This is a genomic window from Halalkalibacter alkalisediminis (assembly GCF_028610705.1).
Taxonomy (GTDB): Bacteria; Bacillota; Bacilli; order Bacillales; family Bacillaceae_D; genus Halalkalibacter; species Halalkalibacter alkalisediminis.
The window spans coordinates 1-1,146 of the sequence record NZ_JAQQWT010000120.1 but is presented as its reverse complement, the minus strand read 5'-3'; the positions used below and the strand labels follow the sequence as shown (position 1 = coordinate 1,146).

General features: G+C 31.5%; 2 protein-coding genes. Both read right to left on the bottom strand.

Annotation, left to right across the window (positions count from 1 at the left end; genetic code table 11):
• Nucleotides 1–92: 92 nt before the first annotated feature.
• Entirely contained in the window at nt 93–761 is a 669-nt protein-coding gene (locus PQ474_RS26130) for a hypothetical protein (protein ID WP_273848503.1), read from the bottom strand.
• Nucleotides 762–1,047: 286 nt separating this feature from the next.
• Nucleotides 1,048–1,146 (bottom strand): lipid II flippase family protein (locus PQ474_RS26125; RefSeq protein WP_273848504.1); only part of this gene is annotated, 99 nt, incomplete at its 5' end.

Genomic DNA, 1,146 nt, shown 5'->3' with positions numbered 1-1,146 from the left:
TGCTCGTTAGTCGAATAAGAAAAGGATTGCCGCAGCAACCCCTGGTATTCAACTCAAGCATCCCGTTAGCACAACAAAGGTTCATTGAAAAACTAAATCAAATGTATTGAAAACAGTTTCTTTTCATGTTCATTCAAGACTTGAGATTCAAAAGTTTCAACTATTTCTACCATCATCTCTTTTGTTAATTCATCTTTTTTTACTTTTTTGATTTGGTGACTAACTTCATCTCTAAACTTTTCCTCTACCACCTCACTGTAGTAGCTAGAACTCGAAAAGTAATATACGAGAGAATTATCATAAGGTTCTACTACCTCTTTGAAAACTTGAAATGCCTTCGTAATTGTTTCGACATCTGTTTCATGAAAATAGATTAGTATTTCTACATCATGTTTTTGCCCATCTTTTGTATCAAAAGAATATGACATGGTATCTTGAAATGGTATTCCGCCACCAATATATACAAATGAGTCTTTGTTGGTAGTAATTAAACGCTTATTTGTAGCGTTTTCTACTGTTTCACCGTTCCCTTTAATTACAATGTCACTTTCATTGAGATAAAATATTCGATAATGATTTTCAAGAATGAATTGAGTGCCAATTAACGCTAAGAAAACGACAACGCCTATCAACCATTGATTTGCCTTTATCTTAAATATTTCAAATGCCTTAGTAACGATATAACTATACAATATTATTAAAAAAACAATCCATAATATCGAAAGAATAGAGTGTAACCAGTTAGGAAGAACAATTGTCAAAAAAACACCTCCAAATAGAACGACTCGTTACTATAAATATTGATTTATACACAATGGCTTCTTTCACTAACCAGCTCCGTTACTTTAAGTACAATCCTTCACAATCTCTAATTATTTTAACATAAATATCCAATTTAACTACCAGAGCGTTATTCCATTAAATGGCCCGATTGTTGAAGATCATTGCAAAGCCTTATTGAACAAAAGCCCCCTTTAACAAGAATTTTAAACTAACTCTAATTTTTATAAGTTTTATAATATTCATTACCTAAGATTGTTAACTTGACTAAACTATAAATTTAGTGAACCAAGCGACGTATTTTGCACCAGGAATAAAAAATACCTGAGCAAGTAAAGTTCCTAATAATCTAGAAGCAACCATCAT